We start from the raw sequence: 20,047 nt of genomic DNA, 5'->3' as shown, positions 1-20,047 counted from the left end.
GGCTCACCACCTTGATCGATGCCGGTTCTCATCATGCCCTCCCGGTGCGGGGCCAGACATTCCGCGTGTTCCTGCACACTTGGCGCATGAGCCCTCGCTGTCCCGCTTGCGGGACGTCCCTCCCCGCCGCGGTGCCGCCCGCCTGCGAGTCCTGCGGTCTGCCGCTCTCCGGGCGCGCCGCGGCCGAGCTGTGGCAGGTGGACGTCACGCTCGCGGACCTCGACCGGCGCCGCGACGCCCTCCAGGCCCGCCGCGCCCGGCTCCTCGCCGAGCTGGAGGCGAGCCGGGTCCCCTCGGCCGCCGGCGTCCCCTCCGGCGTCGCGGCCGGTCCCGCTGCCCCGGCCGATCCCGGTGTCCCGGCCGGGGTCCCCGCCGGTCCCGATATGGCGGGGCGGCAGGACGGATGGATGGGGTACGGCATGGCGCACGCGGGCGCGAGCCGTACGCGCGACGTGTCGCCCCGGGGGGCTCAGAACCTGCTGCTGATCCTGGGCGGGCTGCTGCTGGTGATCGCGGCCATCGTGTTCACCATCGTGAGCTGGGGCCGGATCGGGATCGCCGGGCGGGCCGCGATCCTGCTCGCGGTGACGGGCGTGGCGATGGCGGCCCCGGCGTGGTTCCTCCGGCGGCGGCTGAACGCGACCGCCGAGACGGTCGCGCTGATCGGGCTGGCGCTGGTGCTGCTGGACGGGTACGCCGCCCACCGGGTCGGGCTGTTCGGCCTCGGCCGCCTGCCGGGCCTGCCGTACGCCGGGCTGGTCGCGGGGGTCGCCGCGGCGGTCTGGGCCGCGTACGCCCGGGTGCTGCCGCTGCGGTCGAGCTGGCCCGCGGCGTTCGTGGTCGCGCAGTTCGCGCTCCCGCTCTGGGCGCTGGACTGGGCCTCGGACTTCGGCACCAGGATCTCGCTGGCGCTCCTCGCGACCGCCGCGTTCGACCTGGTCCTGCTGTGGCGCAGGGACCTGCGCGTGCCCGGCCTGGTCGTCGCCGGGTACGTCACCACCTGGTTCCTGGGCGCGCTGGCGGCGGTGTTCACGGCCACGGGCGGCCCGGGCTTCTCCGGCCGCGTCCTCCGCGACTCCCTGGTCCTGCTGGTCGCGACCGCGCTGGGCGTGCTCCTCCACCGTCGTCGTCCCGGGCCGGGGGCGTTCGCCGTGGCGGGTTCCGCGATCACCCTCACGGTCGCCCTCGCCGCCCCGGTCGCCCGCCTCGTCAACGCCGAGTGGGAGCCCCTCGCCTACGCCGCCGCCGCGCTGGCGGTGGCCGCCCTGGCCGGCGCGTTCCGCGTCCGCCCGGCCGCGTTCACCGGCCTGGCGATCGCCCTCCTGGCGGGCGCCGAGGCGGTCCTGGAGTCGCTCGACGCCCTCGTCACGACGTACACCTGGACGGGAATGGTCTGGCGCGGCCCCCTCTCCGCCGGCGCCCACGTCTCCCCGGCGACGCCCGTGACCCTCACCCTCCTCACCGCCGCCGCCCTGGCCCTCACCTGGCGGCCCACCCTCCTGGCCCGCCCCCCGGCGGACGGCGGCGAGGCGCGGCCACCCGCCCCGAGCGGACCGCGCGTCGCGCCCGATCCGTCCGCCGTCGAGTCGCACGCCCAGGGGTACGGCGGCGCGCCGGAGCCCGCGCCCGGCCAGGCGGGGACGCCGACCGCCGGGCCCGGCCGGAGCACCCCGGCCACCGGAGAGGCCACGTCGCCCGCCCAGGCCCAGGGCCCGGCTCCCGATGACGCACACGCGCCCGGCGCGAACGAACCGCGAGCGGCGGCCCCCGCTCCGGCTGCCGCCGAGGCCGGCGGACCGGAGCGCGAAAGCGCGACGGAGTCCGTGGCCGGGAGGGCGGGCGCTCCGCATCGCGGGCCGGAGGGCGCGGCGGCGCGCGGGGTGTTCGCGGTGGCGGCGATCGTGCTGGGGACGCTCACGGTGGCCGGCGTGCCCGCCGCCGCCGGCGTGCCGTATCGGGGCGGCGTCGGGATCTACCTCGCGCTCGCCGTCGCGCTGCTGGCCGTCGCGGCCTGGGTGCGGATGCCCGTCACCCCGTTCGGGACGCCGGACCCCAAGGAGAAGGACACTCCCGGTGCTCCCGGCACTCCCGGTGCTCCCGGTGCTCCCGGCACTCCGGTCGGGGAGGGTGCCGCCGCTTCCGCGAGCGACGGTTCCCTCGTTCCCGGGAGCGGCGGGCCTCACCTTCCAGCGAGCGGGGGCTCCCACACCTCCGCGAGCGCCGGTTTCGGCGTTCCCGCGCACGGCGGACCCCACGTCGCCGGGAGCGGCGGGTCCCACGTTCCGGGGATGCGGCCGGGCGGGGCGGGGCCGTACGCCGGCCGGGCGGCGTCAGCGATCCACACCCCCGGGGAGCGGGTGCGGCTGGCGGCCGGGTGGACGGCGTTCGGCGCCTCGCTGGTGGTGGCGTCGGCGGCGGTGGCCTGGGGGCTGGCCGAGCGGTCCATGACGTACGGATCGCTCGTGGCCGTGCTGGTGGCGTACGCGGCGGCGGCGCTGGTGGCGCGGGCGCGGGAGGTGCGGGCCGTGTCGGCGGCCGTCGCCGTGCTGGCCGCCGGAGGCGTGGCCTGGGCGGTCGCGGCGGGGGCCGGACTGCCCCGGCAGGACGTGGCGTTCGCGGTGCTGGGCGTCGCGGTGCTCACCGTCCCGCTCGCCGCCTTCGTGCGCGGGAGCCGGGGCACGGCGGCCGAGTCCGCCGGGTACTGCGCAGGCGCGGCCGCCCTGATCCTCGCGGCCGCCGACCCGTGGTCGCTGAGCATCGCGCTCGGCGTCGCCGGCCTGGCGCTCTCGGGGGCGGCGCTGCGCGCGGACCGGCGCGGCGCGGGATACGCGGCGGCGGCCCTGCTGCTGATGTCGGGGTGGCTGCGGATGTGGCTCGCCGACGTGGCCGAGATCGAGGCCTACACCGCCCCGTTCTCGGCGATCGCGCTGGCCCTCGGCTGGTGGCACCGCAGGCGCAGGCCGGAGATGTCCTCCTGGGCGGCGTACGGCGGGGGCCTGGCCGCGACGATGGTCCCCAGCCTGTGGGTCGCGCTGACGGAGCCGGGCGGGATCCGGCCGCTGCTGCTCGGGGCCGGGTCGCTCGCGGTGACGCTGCTGGGCGCGCGGGCGCGGCTCCAGGCTCCGCTGCTGCTCGGGGCCGCGGTGCTCGGCGTGCTGGGGATCCACGAGCTGGCTCCGTACGTCGCGGAGTTCGTGGGGATGTTCCCGCGCTGGGTGCCGCTGGCGGCGGGCGGGCTGCTGCTGCTGGTGGTCGGCGCGACGTACGAGGCGCGGCTGCGGGACGTGCGGCGGCTGCGGGACGTCATCGCGCGGATGGGGTAGTGGGCGGCTGAACTGTTGTTCGATATACTGTCTGGTGTGAGCGCGTACGTGCCGGTGGGCTGGCCGGCTCGGGTGCGCCCGCCCGGCAGCCCTGACTGGGAGGACTCCGCGGTGGGATGGCTGCTGGACGCCGTCCCGCCCGAATACCGGATGTACGGCGTGCTGCGGCGGTATCCCCTCGCCCTGGCGCGCATGGCCCGGCTGCACGTCCACGCGGAGATCGAGGCCGCGCGGCAGGGATACCGCACGGCCAACGTGGACCTCAAGGACCGGCTCCCCCCGCACGCCGTGGAGGCCGTCCTCGACGCCTACCGCCGCGAGGGCCCGCGCCTGGTCCAGTTGGAGAAGTCCATCACCCTGGTCGAACAGGCCCTCCTCGGCGAGTCCTTCACCCCCCGCCTCTGACCGCCCGCCTCTGACCACCCGCCTCTGACCGCCCGCCTCTGACCACCCCGCCTCCTGGCACCGCCCGGCGCGGCGGCCGTACGGCGCACGCGCGGCGGACGGCCACGCGCCCGGAGGCGGGGCGGCGGATCAGGAGGCGGCGTCTCAGGAGGCGAGGCCGGGGGCGTGGCGGGGCGGGAGGTGACCGGCGGCGACCAGCCAGCGGACGGCGTCGGCGAGGGATTCCCCGGCCGGGCGGAGGGTGACGCCGAGGGCGTCGAGGGTCGGGCGGTCGTCCGTGGGGACCATGGAGATCATCATGTCGGCGGCGTCGCGGGTGAGCGGGTAGGAGAACGGGCGGATCCGCTTGAGGGCGTCGAGGGCGGAGCCGCCGGCCTGGAGGAGGCGGGCGGGCACCGGGAAGCGGCGGCATCGCGCGCCGGAGATGCGGTCGCACAGGTCTGCGAGTTCGGCCCAGCGGAGGAAGTGGCCGCCGAGGAGCAGCCTGCGGGGGCCCTCGCCGGAGGTCAGGCAGCGCGCCAGGACCTGGGCCAGGTCGCGCACGTCCACCACGCCGACGCCGCCCCGCGTGATCGGCCAGCCCTGGGTGAGGCCGGCGCGCAGCCCCTCCATGAGCGCGTCGAGGGTGGGCTGCGCGGGGCCGACCACACCGCCCGGGTAGACGATCGTGACGGGCGCGCCCTCGTCCTGGAGCCGGCGGGCGTACCGCTCCGCGGCGAGCTTGGACCGGCCGTACTCGTTCCGGGGCGAGGCCGGAGGGCTGTCCACGGTGATCGTGTCGCCCGCCGGCGGGACGAACACGGCGACCGTGGACACGTGGATCACCGGGTCGAGGCCGAGCCCGGCGGCCTGCCCGAGCACGTTCTCGGTGCCCGCGACGTTCGAGCCCGCCAGATCGGCGGCCCGTCCCGTCACGCCCATGTCCGCGGCGGCGTGCAGCACCGCGTCGCACCCCTCCAGCGCCGCCTTCACCCCCGCCGCGTCCCGCACGTCGCCGGGCACCAGGTCCGGCGTCCCGGACACCCCGAGCCCGGCGAGCACCCGCTCCGCCTTGGCCTTGTCCCGCACGAGCAGCCGCGGCTCGTGACCGGCCCCGAGCATCGCCGCGACGGCATGAGACCCCACGAACCCGGACCCGCCGGTCACCAGTACTCGCACAGCCAGCAAGCTAGTGATTGGTGTGACCCCCAGTACAGCCCGCCCGTCGCTGACAGGGCGTGTGGAGACTCGTGATCGGCGGGATGGGGGGATTCGGGCTCCGCGTGCCGGAGAATTCATGACATGACGCCACCAGTCGCGCCAGGCTCATCCCGCCTCTCGATCCCGGGGCGGCCACCACGGGCTTCCGTGGCTCCGCGGCCCCCTCGCCCCCAGGCTCCGCGGTCCCCTCGCCCCCCGGCGTACGCCGCGGAACGCCGCCCGGCCCGGGCGGGGAGGGGCTGATGGGGCGGGTCGGGGTCGTGGGGGGCGGGATCGTCGGGCTGGCGGTGGCCCGGGAGCTCGTCCGGCGCGGGGACGAGGTGACCGTGCTGGAGAAGGAGCCCCGGGTCGCGGCGCATCAGACCGGGCACAACAGCGGGGTCGTGCACGCCGGGATCTACTACGCGCCGGGGTCGCTGAAGGCGCGGCTGTGCCGGGACGGGGCCGGGCGGCTGCGGGACTACTGCCGCGAGCACGGGATCGCGTACGACGAGGTGGGCAAGCTGGTCGTCGCGTCCACGGCCGAGGAGCTGCCGAGGCTGCGGGCGATCGCGGAGCGGGCGCGGGCGAACGGGGTGCCCGGGATCGCCGAGCTCGACGCGCGCGGCCTGCGCGAGATCGAGCCGCACGCGGCCGGCGTCGCCGCCGTGCACTCCCCGCACACCGCCATCGCGGACTTCCCGGCGGTGGCGCGGCGCCTGGCGGACGAGGTGACCGCGGCGGGCGGCGGGGTACGGCTGTCGCATCCGGTGCGGGCTCTGCGCGAACGCCTCGGCCGAGTCGAGGTGATCGCCGGGCGGGAGCGGTTCGCCTTCGACCGGCTCGTGGTGTGCGCCGGGCTCGGGACCGACGTGGTGGCGCGGCTGGCCGGCCGTCCGGGAGACGTCCGGATCGTCCCCTTCCGCGGGGAGTACTACCGGCTCACCCCCAAGACCCGGGACCTCGTGCGCGGCCTGATCTACCCGGTGCCCGATCCCCGGTACCCCTTCCTCGGCGTGCACCTCACCCGCCGCGTGGACGGCGAGGTGCTCGTCGGCCCCAACGCCGTGCTCGGGCTCGCCCGCGAGGCGTACGGCCGGCGCGACGTGAACCCGCGCGAGGCGGCGGAGATCCTCGCCTGGCCGGGGACGCTCCGGCTCGCGGCCCGCCACTGGCGCACGGGCGTGCGGGAGGTGTACGGCTCGCTGTCGCGGCGCGCGTTCGCGGCGCTGGCCCGCAGGTACGTCCCGGAGCTGCGGCCGGGCGACCTGGTGCGGACCCGGGGCGGCGTGCGCGCCCAGGCGGTGGACCGGAGGGGCGGGCTGCTGGACGACTTCGCGATCGACGCGGAGGGGCCGATCGTGCTGGTCAGGAACGCGCCCTCACCGGCCGCGACGTCCAGCCTGGCGATCGCCGACCACATCGTCTCGCGGCACCTCCGGTGAGGCGTTCCCCCTGGTCACCCGGGCACTCCGGGCGGACCGTTAGCGTGAAGGCTCCGCGACTCTGCGTGGGCAGGGCGAGAAAGGTCAGGAAAGTGTGGCTGGTGAGGAATAACAGGGCCGGGCATATAGTTAGCAAGGGTAATGACTCATGCTAACGAACCCGCCAACCCCGACCCGCGACGCGACCATCCGAAGCGACACCGGGCTGGCAGCCGCGCTGCGCATCTCGCTCACCCGGCTCAACCGCAGGCTGCGAAAGCAGACAGCGGGCCACTCCTTGTCGTCCACCCAACTCGCCACCCTCGCCACAATCGACCGGAACGACGGGATGAGTCCCCGAGAGCTGGCCGAGCACGAGAAGGTGCAACCGCCCTCGATGACACGCGTGATCACCGCTCTGGAGGAACGGGGCCTGATCCTGCGCACTCCACACGGCTCCGACCGCAGGCAGGTGCTGTTGTCGGCGACGCCGGAGGGCAAGGCGCTGCTGAAGGAGGAACGCCGCCGCAAGGAGGCGTGGCTGACGCAGCGGTTGAAGGAGCTGACGCCGGAGGAGCGGGCGACCCTTCGCCAGGCCGCGCCGATCTTGGAGAAGCTCAGCAAGGCGTAAGCCGTACCGAGACTGAGACCGAGACGGCGGCCCCGGCGCGGACGTCCGCCGCCAAGCAGAAGAACGGGATGTTCCGGTCGCTGCGCAACCGGAACTACCGGCTGTTCGCGTCCGGCCAGGTCGTGTCCAACGCCGGCACCTGGATGCAGCGTGTCGCGCAGGACTGGCTCGTGCTGCACCTCAGCCACGACAACGGCGCCGCGCTCGGGCTGACCACGGCCCTGCAGTTCCTGCCCACGATGGTGCTGGGCCTGTGGGGCGGTGTGATCGCCGATCGCTACCCCAAGCGCCGCCTGCTGATGATCACGCAGTCGGCGATGGGCGTGCTCGCGCTCGTCCTCGGCCTGCTCGCGATCTCCGGGACCGCGCAGGTGTGGATGGTGTACCTGATGGCGTTCGCGCTCGGCACGGTCTCCGTCGTGGACACCCCGGTCCGGCACGCGTTCGTGGCCGAGATGGTGGGCCCGCGCGACCTGTCCAACGCGATCGCGCTGAACAGCGCCATCTTCAACCTGGCCCGCGTGGTCGGCCCGGCGGTCGCCGGACTGCTGATCGCCCGGCTCGGCGGCACCGGCCCGGCCTTCCTGGTCAACGCCGCGTCGTTCGTGGCGGTGATCGCGGGGCTGGCGCTGATGCGCACGTCCGAGCTGCGCCCGTCCGAGCCCGCGCCGCGCGCCAAGGGCCAGCTCCGGGAGGGCCTGCGTTACGCCTCGCGGCGGCCGGACCTGCTGCTGCCGATAATGATGGCGGCGTTCGTGGCGACCTTCGGCATGAACTTCTCCATCACGACCGCGCTGATGGCCAAGGAGGTGTTCCATGCGGGAGCGGACACCTTCGGCGTGGCCTCCAGCGTGTTCGCCGTGGGCGCGCTTGCGGGGGCGCTTCTCGCGGCCAAGCGGATACGGCCCAATCGCCGCCTGCTGATCGGGTCCGCGATCGCGTTCGGCGTGCTGGAGATCGCCAGCGGGCTCGCGCCGGGCTACTGGTCGTTCCTGGTGCTGCTGGTGCCCACGGGGATGGCGCTGCTGACGCTGAACACGGCCGCCAACGCGACGGTGCAGCTCGGCTCCGACCCGGAGATGCGGGGGCGCGTCACCGGGCTCTACCTGCTGGTCTTCACCGGAGGCACCCCGATCGGGGCGCCGATAGTGGGCTGGATCTCCGAGGAGATGGGGGCTCGCGCGGGCGTCGTGCTCGGGGGCGCGCTCTCCCTGGTCGGCGTCGGGCTCGCCGTGGCCCTGGTCAGGATGGTCGAGAACCGCCTCAGCTACCGGCGGCAGGCGCTCGCGGCCTGACGGCGGCGGACGCGGTTCCCGGGCACGCGGGTCCCGGGGCGCGCGTTCACGGCGGGGATGGACGTCGGTGGCGTGCCGGTTACGGCATCCCGCGTTACCGTGACAGCGGCATCGGCGGGTGTCACGCTTTGAGGAAAACACGTGGCCGCGCGTCCCCGCCCGCCGGGGAGCGCTGAAAGGTACGGCGCCCTCGATGCGGTTGTTCGTCGCCCTGCTGCCGCCCGCCGACGCGCTCAAGGAGGTCGAGGAGGCCGTCGCCCCCCTCCGGGAACCGTGGTCCAGCCTGCGCTGGGTCGCCCCGGAGCTCTGGCACGTGACCCTCGCCTTCCTCGGCGAGGTCTCCGAGGACCTCCTGCCCGACCTCACCACCCGCCTGGAACGCGCCGCCGCCCGGCACGCCCGGCTCACCCTGTCCTTCGCCGCCGCCGGCGCGTTCCCCGGCAACGGGGCCCACGCCCGCGTCGTCTGGGCCGGGGTGTACGGCGAGCGCCGCGCCTTCGCCCGCCTCGCCGCCGCGATCGCCGCCGGCGCCCGGGGGGCCGGGGTCCCGGCCGACCACCGGCCCCAGCACCCCCATCTGACCCTGGCCCGCTGCCGCCGCCGGCCCGCCGACGTGCGCCCCCTCATAGACGGCCTGTCCGCCTTCGCCGGCCGCCCCTGGACCGCCGACGCCGTACATCTCATGCGCAGCCATCAGGAGCCCGCCATCAGGTACGAACCGGTAGCCTCCTGGCCGCTCCGCGCATAGCACCCCTCGCACATCGGCTAACCTGCAACGGTGGACCGACCCCGACGCTGGCTGCTACCCACGGTGCTCGCCCTCCTCGTGCTCATCGTGATCATCGGGGCGCTCCTGACCTGAGTTCCGGTCCACCCCTGCCGACCCGGCCGGCCCCGGTGCCGCCGCGCGCCTCGCGCGCTCCGGGGGAGCAGCCCGCGTCCACGCCGTACGCCGGGGGAGCCGCGCGCCCGCGCCGTACGCCGGGGGCGTGACCGGCGCGGGTTCCGGGCCGGGGCCGCGGGGGCCACTACCAGGCGTAGGCCTCGGGGGCGGGGCCGCCGGGCCCGGGGAAGAGGGCGTCCAGGCGGGCGAGGGTCTTCTCGTCCAGGTGGATCTCCAGGGCGCGCAGAGCGCCGTCGAGCTGGGCCAGGGTGCGCGGGCCGATGATGGGGGCGGTCACCGCGGGCTGGTGGAGGAGCCAGGCCAGGCCCACGTTCGCGGGGTCCTCGCCCAGGTCGTCGCACAGGGCCTCATATGCCTCGATCTTGTCGCGGTGCTTCTCCAGCGCGGCCGCGGCGCCCTCGGACGCGGAGCGGCCCTTCTCGATCTTGCGCAGGATGCCGCCGAGGAGGCCGCCGCCGAGCGGGCTCCACGGGAGGAGGCCGAGGCCGTAGTCCTCGCAGGCGGGGATCACTTCGAGCTCGACGGTGCGCTCCAGCAGGGAGTACAGCGACTGCTCGGAGACCAGGCCGAAGAAGCCGCGGCGGCGGGCGGTCTCCTGCGCCTTGGCGATGTGCCACCCGGCGAAGTTGGACGACCCCGCGTAGATGATCTTCCCCTGCTGCCGCAGGACCTCGACGGCCTCCCAGATCTCGTCGAACGGCGTCTTCCGGTCGATGTGGTGGAACTGGTACAGGTCGATGTAGTCGGTCTGGAGCCGCTTCAGCGAGGCGTCGCACGCGCGCCGGATGTTCAGCGCCGACAGGAACGTGTCGTTCGGCCAGTCGCTCATCGAGCCGTAGAGCTTGGTGGCGATCACGGTCTTCTCGCGCCGCCCGCCGCCCTTCGCGAACCAGCGCCCGATGATCTGCTCGGTGACGCCCTCGCCCTTGCGCCAGCCGTACACGTTGGCCGTGTCGAAGAACTGAATTCCATGCTCGTGGGCGCGATCCATGATCGCGTGGGAGTCGGCCTCGGTCGTCTCCGGGCCGAAGTTCATGGTGCCGAGGCAGAGACGGCTGACGGACAGGCCGCTCCGTCCGAGGTGCGCGTAGTCCATGAGCGCCACCTTATTCGCGCCGATCATCCCCGGCGGGAGGGGTCAGCCCCAGCGAAACGATCAGATCGGTGATCTCGTCGCGGTAGACGGCCCCGGGGTCGCGCACGAGCGCGCGCAGATGGCCGTAGATCTCCAGCGCGACCAGCCCGTGCATGCGCCCCCAGACCCTGAGCGTCAGCGCGACCGCGGCCGGCGGCAGCCCGGGGAACGCCTCCCGCGCGGCCTCGGCCAGCACCTCGCCGAAGTCGGACCAGCCGTAGTCGCGGGAGCCCGCCGCCCGCTCCGCGCCCGGCCACGCGGCCGCCACCAGCCCGGTGAGCCCGGTGCACGCCCGGTGCTCGGCCTCCCGCGCGGGCCCGTCCTCCGGCGGCTGGTAACCGGGCACCGCGTCGCCGTAGATCAGCCGGAACCCCTCGGGGTTGGCCAGCGCCCACCCGCGCACCGCCTCGGCCCACGCGAGGATCCGCCCGCCGGGGTCGTCCGCCGGCACGGCGTCGCGCGCGGCCTCGGCGGTGTCCACGAGCTCGGTGTAGAGATCCCCGATCAGCCTCGTGACCAGGTCGTCCCGCGTGGGGTAGTAGCTGTAGATCGCGCCCGCGGTCATGCCCATCTCGCGGGCGATGGCGCGCAGCGATATCGCGCCGGGCCCGCCGGCGGCCATGAGCCGGAGCGCGATCACCTTGATCTCCGCCGTCGTCTCCGCCCGGATGCGGTCGCGTCTGCTCATCGTCTGCTCGCTCACGCTTGACAGTCTACAGCGTTGCCCTACTATGCGCCGTATGAACTTTGAACGGTGTGCAGAAATCATCTGCCGTGCAGGAGAGGCCGCGTGAACGCCGCCCCGCCGCACCGGCCCCGGCTCGGCCCCAGGCTGGCGCTGCTGGCGTTCACGCAGCTCATCGTGGCTCTCGACTACAACATCGTGTACGTCGCGCTGCCCGACATCGGGGCGTCGCTCGGCTTCGGCGCCCAGTCCGTCCAGTGGGTGGTCAGCGCGTACGGCATCGGCCTGGGCGGGCTGCTGCTGCTCGGCGGGCGCGCCGTGGACCGGCTCGGCCCCCGGCGGATGTTCATGCTCGGCCTCACGCTGTACGGCGTCAGCTCGCTCGCGGGCGGCTTCGCCACGGACGCGGGGCCGCTGATCGCCGCCCGGGCGGTCCAGGGCGTCGGCGGCGCGCTCCTCACCCCCGCGACGCTCGCCCTGATCTACGGCGGGTTCCCCGAGGGGCCCGCGCGCAACCGGGCACTGGGCGTGTGGGGCATGGCCGGGAGCGCGGGCCTGGCCGCGGGATCGCTGCTGGGCGGCGTTCTCACGAGCTACCTGGGCTGGGAGTGGGTGTTCTTCGTGAACGTCCCGCTGGCCGCGCTGGCCGCCCTCGCCGCGCCCCGGCTGCTGCCCGCGGACCCCGAGCGCGCGGCCGGAGCGCGCCGCTTCGACGTGCCCGGCGCGCTGCTGGCCACGGCCGGTTCGACCGCGCTGGTGTTCGGCCTGGCCAGCGGCCCGGAGGCGGGCTGGATGTCGCCGCGGGGCGCGGGTTCGCTGGCGCTCGGCGTCGTCCTGCTGGCCCTGCTGCTCGCCGTCGAGTCGCGCAGCCGCGACCCTCTGATCCCGCCGCGGCTCCTGCGCGACCGGGGCCTGCTGACCACGATGGCCGTGATCGCGGTGTTCCTCGGCACGATGGGCGCCGGGTACTACGTCCTGACCTCGTACCTCCAGCCGGTCCTGGGATACGGCGCGCTCGGGGCGGGCCTGACGTTCCTGCCGCTGACGTTGTTCTCCATGGCCGCCGCCGTGAAGCTCGCCCCGCCGCTGCTCGGCCGCTGGGGCGTTCGGCTCACGCTCGCCGCCGGGATGCTCGGGACCGGCGCGGGCCTGGCCGTCCTGACGTACGGCATGCGCGCGGACGGGGGCTTCTGGACGCTGATGCCCGGCAGCCTCCTGTGGGGCGTGTGCGGCGGCGTCGCCTTCGTCGCCGTCTTCGCCGCGGTGGGCGACGGGCTCGCGCCGGAGGACCAGGGCGTCGCGTCGGGCATCGCCAGCACCGCCAAGGAGGTCGGCGGCGCGATCGGCCTGGCCGTCTTCGTCGCCGTCGCCACGGCCGGCCTCGGCGGGGACGCCGCCGGCTCCGCCCGGATCCTCGACGGCCTCCAGACCGCGGGCTTCGCCGCGGCGATCACCGCCGCCGCCGGGGGCCTCATCGCCCTCACCCTCAAGCGGGCCCCGGCAGAGCGCCCCGCGGAAGAAGCCGGACGCCCCATCGAAGAAGGAGTCTCCGCATGACCGCCATCGGCCCCCGGACCGCCCACGACCTGATCCGGATCGTCGGCTTCTTCACCTGACCCACCCCGGCGCCCGGATCCCGGCGGGCGTCCGCGCGGGCGGCGAGGCCCGCCCGGGACGATTCCGTGATCCCGCCCCTGGAGACGGCAGGGGCGGGATCACGGGGGCGCGGCGGAGATCAGGAGGAGGCTCGGGGGCCGGGCCTGAAGGCGTGGGCGCGGGAGGCCGCGACGAGCGCCAGCGCGAGCAGCGAGATCAGGAGCAGGGACCACGGGAAGGAGGCGACGCCGGCGGACTCCAGGAGTACGGCGCCCGCCACGCCGCCGCCCGCGACCGCGAGGTTGAAGACGGTCACCAGCATGGACTGGGCCACGTCCGCGCCGTCCCCGGCCGCGTCGGCGATCGCGGTCTGGAGCAGGGTGGGCGCGCCGCCGAACGTCAGGCCCCAGGCGACGACACCGGCGATGAGCAGGGCGGGGGCGTCCCCCGCGATCCCCAGCAGGAGGGCCGCGGCGGCGAAGCCCGCCAGGCTGACCAGGGTGAGCGCCCGCAGGCGCCGGTCCACGAGCGCGCCCGTGCCCCAGATCCCGGCGATGGAGGAGGCGCCGAAGGCGAGGAGCACCAGGTCGGTGGAGTCCCGCAGACCGGCCTCGCCCAGGAAGGGGGATATGTAGGTGTAGAGGATGTTGTGGGCGAGGATCCAGAGGAAGACCACGCCGAGCACCGGCCGCACGCCCGGCGTCGTGAGGATCTCGCGGAGGGGCCTTCGCTCCGCCGCCGCCTGGCCGGGGAAGTCGGGCACGAACACGCGCACCCAGACCATGAGCAGCAGCGCGACCCCGGAGATGATCCAGAACACGCCGCGCCAGCCGGCGACCGAGCCCAGCCACGTGCCCAGCGGCACGCCCAGGGTCAGCGCGATCGGCTGGCCCACCCCGGCGACGGCCAGCGCCCGCCCGGCCAGGTGCGGGGGCACGAGGCGGCGCGCGTACCCGGCCAGCAGGCCCCACACGACGCCCGCCGCCATGCCCGCCGCGAACCGCGCGGCCAGCGTCAGGGGGTAGCCGGCCGACAACGCGGTCACGGTGTTGAACACGAGCAGGCCGCCCACGGCCGACAGCAGCAGCGGCCTGCGGCGCACGCTCCTGGTCGCCGCGATGACGGGGATCGCCGCGAGCACGGACCCCACGGCGTACAGGGTCACGAACTGGCCGGCCAGGGCCTCGGAGACGCCGAGCCCCCGGCCGATCAGCGGCAGCAGGCCGGCGGGCATGGTCTCCGTCATGATCGCCAGGAATCCGGCGGTGGTGAACGCCAGCAACCGGCCCACGGGGAGGCGCTGGGGACGGGAGGCCGTCGTCGTCACATCGACTGTGGTCACAGAGGTCGTCCGAATCTCGAAGGGGCGGGGCGGGTCAGCCGGCGAGGCGGGTCAGCGGGCGGGGCGGGTCAGCCGGCGAGGCGGGTCAGCCGGCGAGGCGGGTCAGCCGGCGAGGCGGGTCAGCCGGCGAGGCGGGTCAGCCGGCGAGGCGGGTCAGCCGGCGAGGCGGGTCAGCCGGCGAGGCGGGTCAGCCGGCGAGGCGGGTCAGCCGGCGAGGCGGGTCAGCCGGCGAGGCGGGTCAGCCGGCGAGGCGGGTCAGCCGGCGAGGCGGGTCAGCCGGCGAGGCGGGTCAGCCGGCGAGGCGGGTCAGCCGGCGAGGCGGGTCAGCCGGCGAGGCGGGTCAGCCGGCGAGGCGGGTCAGCCGGCGAGGCGGGTCAGCCGGCGAGGCGGGTCAGCCGGCGAGGCGGGTCAGCCGGCGAGGCGGGAGGCGGCCATGTCCTCGCCGCCGTGCCCCGCGGCCTCGGCGCGGCGGAAGCGCTGGAGCCCGGCCGCGGTCACGTCGGCGGCGACCCCGGCCCGCTCTGCGGCCTCCAGGACCAGCAGGGAGTCCTTCACGGAGTTGGCGACGGAGAAGGAGGGCGTGTAGTCGCCCGCCAGCATGGCGGCGGCCTTGGCCCGGAGGAATCCGCCGTCCAGCGGGCCGCCGGAGACCACGTCGAGCACCAGCCGAGGATCGACCCCGAGGCCCTCGGCCAGGGCCAGGCTCTCGGCCACGCCGTGGTTGATCGCGAAGACCAGCGTGTTCAGCGCCAGCTTGAGGCGGCTGGCGTCGCCCGCGGTCTCGGACACCCAGACGGTCCTGCTCCCGATCACGTCGAAGACCGACTCCGCGTCGCGCCGCCCGCTCTCCGGCCCCGAGGCCAGGACCACCAGTTGCCCGTTCTCCGCCGGTTGCCTGGTCCCCTGCACCGGCGCGTCGTAGAACACGAGCCCGCGTTCCCCGGCGAACGCGGCCAGGTCCCCGATCGCCGCCTCCCCCACCGTGCTGAGCTGCAGCCAGACCACGCCCGGGGCCAGCCCCGCCGCCGCGGCCGTCATGACCTCCAGTACGGTGGGCCCGTCCTTGAGGACGGTCACCACGAGGTCCGCCCCGGCCACGGCCTCCGCGGGGCCGCCGGACACCTCAAGCCCGCCGGACCGCCCCAGTTCGTCCGCCTTCGCGCGGTCGCGGTTCCAGACGCGTACGTCGAACGCGCCCGCGAGGTTGCGGGCGACCGGCGCGCCGATGATCCCGGTCCCCAGCACGGCGACCCTCTTCCGCGCTTGTCCGTGCGTTCCCATGAGCTCCTCCATCGATTGTTTAACGAGCATTCCAAAACAAGGGCGAAAAAAGGGGCCGCCCGGCGGCGGCCCGTCTCAGAGCGCCCGGATCACCGTCTCCACGACGCCCTCCAGCGCGGCCCGATCGGTCGTCTTCCCGAGCACCCGCAGCCCGTACATCGAGTTGAGCAGGTACAGCGCGAGCTCCCCCGGGTCGCGGTCGGCCTCGATCCCCCCGTCGCGGCGCGCGCGCTCAAGCGCCTCCCGGAACGCGGTCTCCATCCGGCGGAAGATCCCGCGCACGATCCGCGTGACCTCGTCGTCCAGCCCGGCCAGCTCGATCGCCGAGTTGACGGCCAGGCAACCCCGCCGCCCGGCCTCCCCCGCCGTCTCCGCGTCCACGACGTTCATCAGGACCTCCCGGACGCGGTCCCGGACGTCCCCGTCACCTTCCAGCACGGCGGCCTGCCGCGCGGTCCACTCCCCGTCGTACCGCCGCAGGGCCTCCAGGAACAGCCCCCGCTTGCTGGAGAAGGCGTTGTAGAGGCTCCCGCGGCCGAGCCCGGTGCTGTCCACGAGGTCCTGGGCCGAGGTCGCGGCGTACCCCTTCCGCCAGAACGCCTCCAGCGCGGACTCCACCACGTGGTCGGCGCTGAACCCCTTCGGCCTGCCCATGCCCCGCACCCTAGCACGTTGTGGAACGCACGTTAAAAAACGCACGTCCCCATATCGCCCGTGATCTTGCGATTCGGCACCCACCACCACGGCGGACCCAGGCGCCGGCGCTGCCGGCCCGGGCGCCGGATCTCGGGATCACGGGAAGGGGGCCGGGGACCGGGCAGGTCGCTTCGTCGTTTCCGGGGTCCGGCGCATCTAATGTGAAGCGGACGTCCGATCCGCAGTCGAGGAGCCGCCGCGCCGTGAAGCCCGAGAGAGCCATGCCCAGCCGTCCGCACCGCCTTCGGCGCGCGCCCGCCGCCGCGACGGCCGGACGGGCGGTGGCGGCCGGACTCCTCGCGCTCCTCACCCTGGGGATCGGCGCCCCCGCGACCGCCTCCCCCGGCGTGCCCACCGGCGTCTCCGCCGGCGCCCCCACCGGCGTCTCCGCGCGGCAGGGCCTCGCGCGGGAGCCGGAGCAGGTGGCGTTCCGGCTCAGGGATTCGCGGATCACCGAGTCCAGCGGCCTGGCGGCCTCGCCGACGCATCCCGGGATCGTCTACACCCACAACGACAGCGACGACGCCCCGAGGTTCTACGCCGTGGGGACCGACGGGCGGACCCGCGCGGCGTACACCCTGAGCGGGGCGTCGGCGCGGGACTGGGAGGGGATGGCGGCGGCCCGGGATCCGCGGACCGGGCGGTCGTACCTCTGGTTCGGCGACATCGGGGACAACCTGGACGGGGCGTGGCGGGACATCTCCGTCTACCGGGTGCCGGAGCCGCGGCGGCTGAGCGGCGGGGTGCTCCCGGCGACGCGGTACCGGTTCCGGTACGAGGACGGCCCCCGGAACGCCGAGGGCATCATGGTCAACCCGCGCACCGGCCGCCTCTACGTGGTGAGCAAGGAGATGAACGGGTCCGTCTACGAGGCCCCCGCGCGGCTGCGGACCGACCGGGTGAACACCCTGCGCCGGGTGGCCGCCGCCCCGCTGATGGCCACCGACGCGGCCTTCGCCCCCGACGGGAACAGCTTCGTCATCCGGACGTACTTCTCCGCGCAGTACTACCGGCGGCTCGGCGAGGACGGCGAGCGCATCGCGGTGCCGAGCGGCGGCCAGCAGGAGACCGTGACCTACACCGCCGACGGCCGCGCCCTGCTCATGGGCACGGAGGGCGCGGACAGCCCCGTCTGGCGCGTCCCCCTCCCCGCCTCCGCCTCCCCGGCCCCCTCCGGCGAGGCCACCCCCACCCCCTCGGACCGTCCCCAGAAGTCGGAGAAGCCCGACAAGTCCGGGAAGTCCGACAAGCCGGGAGAGGCCGGCGGCTCCTCGACCGGCCAGGGGAACACGTTCGGCCTGATCATGCTCGGCGCCGCCCTCGCCGCCGCCGCGATCGGCGTCATCGCCTGGATCGCCTACCGCCAGCACTGACCCTCCATCCCGTACGGCCCGAGCCCGCGTCCCATCCCGTACGGCCCGAGCCCGCGTCCCGCCCGAGGTCGCGTCCGGGCCGGGCCCGCGTGCCCGGCCCGGACTCACGCCCCCGGAACCGGCGTACGGCCTGAGCCCGCGCACGACGCCGGAGGCGCGGGGCCGGGGCTTCGCCGTACCCGGCGGGAGCGGCGCGGGCGGTTTGGCTAGGGTTGCGGCACAAGCGGGGATTCGGGAGGGCCGGAAATGCGGCAGCGGGTGGCGACCCGGGCGGAGATCGTCGAGGCGTGGGTCCGGGGTTGGGCGGCCTCGCGGGGCACGTCCGCGCCGGTCGCGGTGCCGGGCGGATTCCTGATCGAGGTGGGGCTGCCGGGACACGTCGCCCGTTACGTCCTCGCGGAGTACGACCGGTCCGCCGTGCACGACCTCGCCGCCTCGGTGACGGTCCCGGGCACCTGGATCAAGGTGTGCGCCGACCCCGCCGAGGTCACCCTGCCCGCCGGGTGGGAGATCCAGCCCGCCGACCACATGATGACCGGCCCCCTGGACCCCGTGGCCCCGGTCCCGCCCGCGCCGTACTCCCTCAGGGTCGCGGCGGAGGGCGACGTCACCGTCGCCGAGGTCCGCGCCCCGGACGGCGAGGTGGCGGCGCGCGGCCGCCTGGCGCGGAGCGGCGGCTACGGGATCCCGGACCAGATCCGCACCGAGCCCGCCCACCGCCGCCGCGGTCTGGGCGGGGTCGTCATGCGCGCCCTCACCGCGAGCGCCCACTCCGGCGGCGCCCGGACCGGCGTCCTCGTCGCCACGCTCGAGGGCCGCGCGCTCTACGAGACCCTGGGCTGGACCCTCCGCTCCCTGGTCACCGCCGCCGTCTACCGCCCCGCCTGACCCCGCGCGACGCGCCCGCCGTACGACGCGGCAGCCGCGCGACGCGCCGGCCGTACGACGCGGCAGCCGTACGACGCGGCAGCCGTACGACGCGGCGGCCGTACCGCGGAAAGCGGGAAGGCGGTCAGGCGGAGGCGCTCTCCTCGACCTTGACGTCGAGGGACTCCAGGGCGGTGACGAGGGGGCCCAGCTCGGGCAGTTCGGAGGCTTCGGCGAGGGCGTCGTCGAGGGCGCTGTTGTGGGTCGGGACGGCCTTGGCCAGGAGCCGGCGGCCGGCCTCGGTGGAGCGGGCGCAGATGCCGCGGCGGTCCGCGGCGTCGAGGGTGCGCGTCAGCAGGCCGCGCTCCTCCATGCGGCTGACCAGGCGGGTCGTGGCGCTCTGGCTGAGGACGAGGCGGTCGGCGAGCTGCTGCATGCGCAGGTGGCCCTCGCCCGCCTGAGAGAGCAGGTGCAGGGCGCAGAACTCGTTGACGCTCAGGTCATGGGCCTCCTGGAGCGCGCGTTCGATCCGGTCCTCGATGCGGTTCTGCAGGGCGGCGAGCGCGCGCCAGCCCCGGGCCCGGTCGCCGTCGGCGAGTGACATGGGTCACCCCTCCTCACATTTGCCACGCCGGTCACTTGCATGATGAGATAGCCCGCGTCTGCAAGTAACCCGCGTATGCAATTAATGCGCGCGCTCCTTATCAGCGCTCGCCACTAATCCTAGCCGAGGAGGATCGACATGCCGCTCGCCCTTCTGGCGCTGGCCCTCGGGGCCTTCGGCATCGGGACGACCGAGTTCATCATCTCCGGGCTGCTGCCCGACCTGGCCGCCGACTTCGGCGTCACCATCCCCACGGCGGGCCTGCTCGTCTCCGGGTACGCCTTCGGGGTGGTCGTCGGGGCGCCGCTGGTCACGGCCGCCGGGGCCCGCCTCCCGCGCAAGACCATGCTCGTCAGCCTGATGGTGCTGTTCATCGCCGCCCACCTGCTGTCCGCCGCCGCCTCGTCGTACGCGGCCCTGATGACCGGGCGCATCGTGGCCTCGCTCGCCCACGGCGCGTTCATCGGGATCGGGTCCGCCGTCGCGGCGGGGCTCGTCGAGCCCGAGCGGCGGTCCCGCGCGATCGCCCTGATGTTCACCGGCCTGAGCCTGTCCAACGTGCTCGGCGTGCCGTTCGGCACCTTCGTCGGGCAGAACTTCGGCTGGCGCACGGCGTTCTGGGTGGTCGCCGCGATCGGCGTGGTCGCGCTGGTCGGCATCGTGGCCCTGGTCCCGTCCGGTCCGCGCCCCGAGGGCGGCCTGCGCCGGGAGCTGGCGGTGTTCCGCAGGGGCCAGGTCTGGCTCACCCTCGCGATGACGGCCGTGGGCTGGGCCCCGGTCCTCGCCGTGATCACCTACGTGGCCCCGCTGCTCACCGAGGTCACCGGCTACTCCGCCGGCGCGGTCCCCGTGGTCATGGTCCTGCTCGGCGTCGGCATGCTGATCGGCGGCCCCATCGGCGGCCGGTACGCCGACCGGGCCCTCATGCCCAGCATCTACGCGCTGATCGCCGCCGTCACCGCGGTCGCGGCGCTCCTCCTGTTCGCCGCGCACAACAAGATCGCCGTGGTGGTCGGACTGACGCTGTTCGGCGTGGTCGCCTCGGCCCTGATCCCGCCGCTCCAGACCCGCATCCTCGACAAGGCCGCCGGCGCCGAGGCCCTCGCCTCCGCCTCCAACGCGTCCGCGTTCAACCTCGGCAACACCATCGGGCCGTTCCTCGCGGGCCTGGCCATCGAGGCGGGCCACGGCTTCATCTCGCCGCTCTGGGTCGCCGCCCTCCTCGGCCTGGCCGGTCTGGCCACCGCCTACCTCGCGGGCTCCCGCGACCGCGCCCCCGCCCCGGTCCCCGCGCCGGTCCCCTGACG

The 20,047-nt window shown here is 75.2% G+C and carries 17 protein-coding genes; 10 read left to right on the top strand and 7 right to left on the bottom strand.

Going from position 1 to position 20,047, the window contains the following annotated elements; all coding sequences use genetic code 11:
* Window positions 1–86 precede the first annotated feature (86 nt).
* Both D5H75_RS10025 and D5H75_RS10020 read left to right on the top strand, forming a co-directional pair.
* Window positions 87–3,323, top strand: coding sequence for an SCO7613 C-terminal domain-containing membrane protein (locus D5H75_RS10025; protein WP_147425105.1), 3,237 nt, complete (start codon window positions 87–89; stop codon window positions 3,321–3,323).
* Between the two features lie 36 nt (window positions 3,324–3,359).
* Window positions 3,360–3,728, top strand: a complete 369-nt coding sequence (locus D5H75_RS10020) for a hypothetical protein (RefSeq protein WP_119926133.1) — start codon at window positions 3,360–3,362, stop codon at window positions 3,726–3,728.
* 144 nt (window positions 3,729–3,872) lie between these two features.
* On the opposite strand, the gene D5H75_RS10015 is transcribed toward D5H75_RS10020, so the two are convergent.
* Window positions 3,873–4,886, bottom strand: coding sequence for an NAD-dependent epimerase/dehydratase family protein (locus D5H75_RS10015; RefSeq protein ID WP_119926132.1), 1,014 nt, complete (start codon window positions 4,884–4,886; stop codon window positions 3,873–3,875).
* Window positions 4,887–5,170: 284 nt separating this feature from the next.
* On the opposite strand from D5H75_RS10015, the gene lhgO reads away from it, so the two are divergent.
* From lhgO to thpR, 4 genes are all read left to right on the top strand, one after another.
* Window positions 5,171–6,352: an L-2-hydroxyglutarate oxidase gene (gene lhgO, locus D5H75_RS10010; RefSeq protein WP_119926131.1), complete on the top strand. Its 1,182-nt coding sequence runs from the start codon at window positions 5,171–5,173 to the stop codon at window positions 6,350–6,352.
* Window positions 6,353–6,500: 148 nt separating this feature from the next.
* On the top strand, window positions 6,501–6,962 hold the full coding sequence (locus tag D5H75_RS10005) for a MarR family winged helix-turn-helix transcriptional regulator (protein ID WP_119926130.1): 462 nt from the start codon (window positions 6,501–6,503) through the stop codon (window positions 6,960–6,962).
* Between the two features lie 68 nt (window positions 6,963–7,030).
* On the top strand, window positions 7,031–8,257 hold the full coding sequence (locus D5H75_RS10000) for an MFS transporter (RefSeq protein WP_119926129.1): 1,227 nt from the start codon (window positions 7,031–7,033) through the stop codon (window positions 8,255–8,257).
* Between the two features lie 193 nt (window positions 8,258–8,450).
* A complete protein-coding gene (gene thpR / locus D5H75_RS09995; RefSeq protein WP_119926128.1) occupies window positions 8,451–9,005 on the top strand; it encodes an RNA 2',3'-cyclic phosphodiesterase in 555 nt (184 codons plus the stop codon).
* Window positions 9,006–9,285: 280 nt separating this feature from the next.
* Here the strand turns inward: thpR and D5H75_RS09990 are convergent, their stop codons facing one another.
* The gene (locus tag D5H75_RS09990; RefSeq protein ID WP_119926551.1) at window positions 9,286–10,257 is read right to left on the bottom strand and encodes an aldo/keto reductase; all 972 of its coding nucleotides are present in this window, start codon (window positions 10,255–10,257) and stop codon (window positions 9,286–9,288) included.
* A 10-nt stretch (window positions 10,258–10,267) separates the two neighbouring features.
* Window positions 10,268–10,999: a TetR/AcrR family transcriptional regulator gene (locus D5H75_RS09985; protein ID WP_242454110.1), complete on the bottom strand. Its 732-nt coding sequence runs from the start codon at window positions 10,997–10,999 to the stop codon at window positions 10,268–10,270.
* Between the two features lie 87 nt (window positions 11,000–11,086).
* Between D5H75_RS09985 and D5H75_RS09980 the strand changes: the two genes are divergently transcribed.
* Window positions 11,087–12,538, top strand: coding sequence for an MFS transporter (locus D5H75_RS09980; protein WP_119926126.1), 1,452 nt, complete (start codon window positions 11,087–11,089; stop codon window positions 12,536–12,538).
* A gap of 178 nt (window positions 12,539–12,716) precedes the next feature.
* On the opposite strand, the gene D5H75_RS09975 is transcribed toward D5H75_RS09980, so the two are convergent.
* From D5H75_RS09975 to D5H75_RS09965, 3 genes are all read right to left on the bottom strand, one after another.
* On the bottom strand, window positions 12,717–13,919 hold the full coding sequence (locus D5H75_RS09975) for an MFS transporter (RefSeq protein ID WP_242454109.1): 1,203 nt from the start codon (window positions 13,917–13,919) through the stop codon (window positions 12,717–12,719).
* Window positions 13,920–14,327: 408 nt separating this feature from the next.
* A complete protein-coding gene (locus D5H75_RS09970) occupies window positions 14,328–15,200 on the bottom strand; it encodes an NAD(P)-dependent oxidoreductase (protein ID WP_119926549.1) in 873 nt (290 codons plus the stop codon).
* A gap of 75 nt (window positions 15,201–15,275) precedes the next feature.
* Window positions 15,276–15,854, bottom strand: coding sequence for a TetR/AcrR family transcriptional regulator (locus D5H75_RS09965; protein WP_119926125.1), 579 nt, complete (start codon window positions 15,852–15,854; stop codon window positions 15,276–15,278).
* Window positions 15,855–16,099: 245 nt separating this feature from the next.
* On the opposite strand from D5H75_RS09965, the gene D5H75_RS09960 reads away from it, so the two are divergent.
* Both D5H75_RS09960 and D5H75_RS09955 read left to right on the top strand, forming a co-directional pair.
* Window positions 16,100–17,269, top strand: a complete 1,170-nt coding sequence (locus D5H75_RS09960; protein ID WP_242454108.1) for a YncE family protein — start codon at window positions 16,100–16,102, stop codon at window positions 17,267–17,269.
* 246 nt (window positions 17,270–17,515) lie between these two features.
* The gene (locus D5H75_RS09955; protein ID WP_119926123.1) at window positions 17,516–18,157 is read left to right on the top strand and encodes a GNAT family N-acetyltransferase; all 642 of its coding nucleotides are present in this window, start codon (window positions 17,516–17,518) and stop codon (window positions 18,155–18,157) included.
* Window positions 18,158–18,281: 124 nt separating this feature from the next.
* On the opposite strand, the gene D5H75_RS09950 is transcribed toward D5H75_RS09955, so the two are convergent.
* Complete coding sequence (locus D5H75_RS09950; protein WP_119926122.1) at window positions 18,282–18,740, bottom strand: MarR family winged helix-turn-helix transcriptional regulator; 459 nt, start codon at window positions 18,738–18,740, stop codon at window positions 18,282–18,284.
* Window positions 18,741–18,878: 138 nt separating this feature from the next.
* On the opposite strand from D5H75_RS09950, the gene D5H75_RS09945 reads away from it, so the two are divergent.
* Entirely contained in the window at window positions 18,879–20,045 is a 1,167-nt protein-coding gene (locus D5H75_RS09945; protein WP_119926121.1) for an MFS transporter, read from the top strand.
* Window positions 20,046–20,047: the final 2 nt, after the last annotated feature.

It is taken from the genome of Bailinhaonella thermotolerans (assembly GCF_003594875.1).
Taxonomy (GTDB): Bacteria; Actinomycetota; Actinomycetes; order Streptosporangiales; family Streptosporangiaceae; genus Bailinhaonella; species Bailinhaonella thermotolerans.
Note: the sequence above shows the minus strand (reverse complement) of the source record. Positions and strands in the feature narration are given on the sequence as shown.

Bases quoted from the DNA above. Each gene is read 5' to 3' on its own strand.
- D5H75_RS10005 (WP_119926130.1), top strand. From the start codon at position 6,501: ATGCTAACGAACCCGCCAACCCCGACCCGCGACGCGACCATCCGAAGC.
- D5H75_RS10025 (WP_147425105.1), top strand. From the start codon at position 87: ATGAGCCCTCGCTGTCCCGCTTGCGGGACGTCCCTCCCCGCCGCGGTG.
- D5H75_RS10000 (WP_119926129.1), top strand. From the start codon at position 7,031: ATGTTCCGGTCGCTGCGCAACCGGAACTACCGGCTGTTCGCGTCCGGC.
- lhgO (WP_119926131.1), top strand. From the start codon at position 5,171: ATGGGGCGGGTCGGGGTCGTGGGGGGCGGGATCGTCGGGCTGGCGGTG.
- D5H75_RS09955 (WP_119926123.1), top strand. From the start codon at position 17,516: ATGCGGCAGCGGGTGGCGACCCGGGCGGAGATCGTCGAGGCGTGGGTC.
- D5H75_RS09990 (WP_119926551.1), bottom strand. From the start codon at position 10,257: ATGGACTACGCGCACCTCGGACGGAGCGGCCTGTCCGTCAGCCGTCTC.
- D5H75_RS09970 (WP_119926549.1), bottom strand. From the start codon at position 15,200: ATGGGAACGCACGGACAAGCGCGGAAGAGGGTCGCCGTGCTGGGGACC.
- thpR (WP_119926128.1), top strand. From the start codon at position 8,451: ATGCGGTTGTTCGTCGCCCTGCTGCCGCCCGCCGACGCGCTCAAGGAG.
- D5H75_RS09950 (WP_119926122.1), bottom strand. From the start codon at position 18,740: ATGTCACTCGCCGACGGCGACCGGGCCCGGGGCTGGCGCGCGCTCGCC.
- D5H75_RS09945 (WP_119926121.1), top strand. From the start codon at position 18,879: ATGCCGCTCGCCCTTCTGGCGCTGGCCCTCGGGGCCTTCGGCATCGGG.
- D5H75_RS09965 (WP_119926125.1), bottom strand. From the start codon at position 15,854: ATGGGCAGGCCGAAGGGGTTCAGCGCCGACCACGTGGTGGAGTCCGCG.